3 protein-coding genes are annotated in these 3,531 nt (G+C 71.8%); all 3 read left to right on the top strand.

Annotated elements, in window-relative coordinates:
- Positions 1 to 421 (top strand): YbaB/EbfC family nucleoid-associated protein (locus IZR01_RS48645; protein ID WP_194927831.1); only part of this gene is annotated, 421 nt, incomplete at its 5' end.
- Positions 418 to 759, top strand: a complete 342-nt coding sequence (locus tag IZR01_RS48640; protein WP_194899947.1) for a WXG100 family type VII secretion target — start codon at positions 418 to 420, stop codon at positions 757 to 759. The genes IZR01_RS48645 and IZR01_RS48640, both read left to right, overlap by 4 nt.
- A 1-nt stretch (position 760) precedes the next feature.
- Positions 761 to 3,531, top strand: a 2,771-nt coding sequence (locus IZR01_RS48635; protein WP_499698315.1) for a WXG100-like domain-containing protein, incomplete at its 3' end; no start/stop codon positions are given.

The following is a 3,531-nucleotide window of genomic DNA, read 5'->3' as shown; positions in this document are numbered from 1 at the left end:
CCCCGCCAGCCACCCCGGTCTGGCCTTCGACCGTGCGAAGATCGCCGCGCTGGTCGCCGACTCCGAGCGCCGCATGACCGCCATCGCCGACGCCCAACAGCGCATGGCCGAGCTCACCGTCAGCACGCGCTCACGCGACCGCTCGCTGTCCGTGGGCCTGGGCACCGGCGGGGCGCTGACCGAGCTCACCTTCCACACCACCGCCTACCGCGACATGGCGCCGGCCCAGCTCTCGAAGCTGGTGCTGGACACCGTCACCGCGGCGCGCGCCGAGTACGCCGAGCATGTCAGTGAGCTGATGGCGCCGGTGCGGGCCGGGGCGGCGCTGCCCTACGAGCAGATCATGGCCGGCACCTTCGACGTCTCCGCGTTCCTGCGCGAGGGGCACGTGGGCCTGGCGGACCAAGGAGATCAGGCATGACCATCCAGGCCGATCCGGACGACTTCGAGAAGCACGGCCGCGAATTCCAGGGCCACGTCCAGGACATGGACTCCATCCACAGCGAGATGTACAGCCTGCTCGACGGCGACATCGGGCTGCGCGGCGACGACGAGTTCAGCCGCGCCTTCCAGGAGAACCACGTCGCCCGGGTCCGCGATCTCGCCGACAGCGTCCGGGGCGCGAGCGACGGCGTCAGCGGCATCAGCCAGGGCATGCAGAAGATGGCGGCCGACTACCGGGCCACCGACGCCGCGGCCACCGAGGGCGTGTCCAGCCTCACCTCCCCCGACGCCGCCGCCCCCCACTCAAAGCTCTGACATGGGCCTCGATCTCCCCGCCCCGTTCCGCTGGCTGTTCGACCTGCTCGGCATAAAGTACCCCGCCGTGGACGAGGACAAGGTCGCCCAGTTCAGCCGGCAGGTCGGCGGGATCGGGCTGCGCATCGACCAGACCGGCTCCAACATGGTCGACACCGTCCGGCGGGCCAACCTGTCCGGCTCAGGCCCGGCGATGGACGCCTACACCGCCAGCATGCGCGACGTCGTCGACAGCGGCATGCCCGGCATGGCCGACGGCGCCCGCACGATGGCCGACGGGATCTACGACGCCGCCCTGCAGGCCGAGTACGCCAAGGGCACCGCCGTCCTCAACATGGCGATCATGGGGCCGACGATCATGCAGGCCATCGCCGACGCCCCGGAGACCTTCGGCGCCTCGATGGCGGTCGCCGAAGCCGGCATCGCCGCGCTGCGCGCCACCATTCCCAAGCTGTTCACGCAGATGGTCGAGAAGGTCGCCACCAGCACCGCGATGGCCGAGGGCAGCGACCTGGCGGTGCAGGGCTACCAGACCCTGATCAAACGCGACCGGGCCGGCTTCGACGGCGCCCTGTCGCTGAGCACCGTCGAGAGCGCGGTGGCCGGCGGCATCGTCCAGGGCGGCATCGACGGCGCCCTGATGAAGTTCGTCCCGAAGTACTTCAAGACCGCCTCAATCGGCATCACCGACCCCGGCAAACTCATCTGGGCCCCGCCGAAGTGGGTCAACATGGCGAGCCAGGCCGGGAACAACACGATCACCTCGCTGCTCATGTCCGGTATCGAGGGCGCGCCGATCAACGGCATGAGCCTGCTCATGGGCGGGGCCCTCGGCGCGGGCATGGGCGGCCTGGGCCGCGGCCCCGGCACCAAGATCGAGCCGTTCGACGACTCCCATATGAACGAGACCTTCCTCAACGGCGACAGCTGGGTCCGTCCGAACGGCGCCTACACAGACAACAAGACCGGCAATGACGACCTCTCGTTCAACATCCGTCGCCAGCCCGGCGCCACCGACGGCACGCAGACCGTCTACTACGGCGACCCGAACGTCACCCACCCAGACGGCACCCCGCCGCTGCCCGAACGGCTCGGCCCGGTCATCGACCAGGTCCAGGCGAACCGCCCCGAGGGCGCGCCCAACCCCCACGTCGTCGTCCTGGAGAACGTCCCTCCCGACCAGTTGGACGACATCAAGACCTTGGCAGCCGCCAACAACGTGAACATCGTCGTCCCGCACGGCACCGTCGAGACCGGCCCCAACGGCACCATCCGGGCGGCCGGCGGCGGCACCGGAACCGGTGAGGACACCGGCTTCCACCTGGTCAGCCCCGACGGCACCGTCGAACACCTCGGCCCGATCTACGACCCGCGCCAGACCGTGGGCGAGCCGATCAGCGGCGGCGAACCGCCACAGGCCCGCGTCGCCCTGGGCAACGGCGGTGACGACTACGTCTCCAAGCAGGTCCCGGGCGAGGGCGACACCACCGTGTCCACGCTGGTGGATTCGGCGCTGAGCCAGGGCGTGCCCAAGAGCGGCGTCCACGCCCAGGGCCTGGACCTGTCCAACCCCTCCGACATCCGCGAGCTGAACAACCGCGTCGCCGACAGCGTCCAGTCCCAGAGCACTGACACCCGCGGCGGTTCCAACACCCTGCTCAGCGATCTGTCCCCGCATGACGCGAACGCCGTGCTGGATCGCCTCGGCCCGCCGGCGGCGTCTTCGAACCCGCACATAGACGGCTTCGGTCCGGCCGCCGCGAACCCGCACACAGTGCACAGCGCCGATCCGACTCGCGAGCCATCGGTCGGACCGGCCGCCGACCCGACTCGCGAACCGTCCGCCGGCCAGGCGCCCGACACGATCCGCGAACCGTCCCCTGGACCCGCCGCCGACCCGACCCGCGAACCGTCCGCCGGACCCGCCGCCAACCCGACCCGCGAACCATCCGCCGGACCGGCCCCCGACCCGATCCGCCAGCCGTCCGCCGGACCCGCCGCCAACCCGACTCGCGAACCGCTCGCCGACCCGACCCGCGAACCGATCGCCGAGCTCGACACCCGCCTGAACCAGGACCCGGCGCCAGTCCTGGCCGCCCTCCAGGACCACTACTCGGCCACCGGCAACCACGGCATGGCGCAGCTCACCACCTTCGCCCAGGACAAGGTGGCCGCCGGCGGGGGCCTGCCGCAGCACAGCGATCTGATCGACCACGCCATCCGCGAGCCCTTGGCCGCCAAGACCCCGCTCAGCGATGAGATCCTGCACACCGTCGGGCAGGCCCTGGGCCTGGATGTGGTCGTGGTCAGCGGCGACAAGCCGGCCGTCCACCTGAACGGCGCCAGCGGCAAGCCGGTCTATGTCCACCGCGTCCCCACCGACGACGGCGGCGACCACTACCGCGCGCTGCGGCCCGAGACCAAGCCGCAGGCCAAGATCGGCCGCCGCACCCCGCACCCGCTGCCCGGCGACGGTCCGAAGCCGGTCCGCCAGACCCCGCGTTCCGACCCGCGCACCGAACCCGGCGGAAGTCCGAAGCCCACTGGGCAAAGGCCGCATCCCAACCCCGGCGCGCGTCCGAAGCCCATCCGCAACACCCCGCGCCCCAACCCCGGCCGCAGCCCGAAGGCCATCCGCCCGACCCCGCGTCCCGGCCGCGGCCCCGCCGCCAAACCCGGCGGCACCCCGAAACCCATCCGCCAAACCCCACGCTCAGGCGCCGGCGCCAAGCCCGGCAACGGCTTCCGCCCGCCCCGCCGCCTCCCGCACTC

The organism is Catenulispora pinisilvae, from assembly GCF_015356865.1.
Lineage (GTDB): Bacteria > Actinomycetota > Actinomycetes > Streptomycetales > Catenulisporaceae > Catenulispora > Catenulispora pinisilvae.
Note: the sequence above shows the minus strand (reverse complement) of the source record. Positions and strands in the feature narration are given on the sequence as shown.

What these genes read in the sequence shown, in the direction of transcription:
- IZR01_RS48640 (WP_194899947.1), top strand. Translation starts at nt 418, where the DNA reads ATGACCATCCAGGCCGATCCGGACGACTTCGAGAAGCACGGCCGCGAA.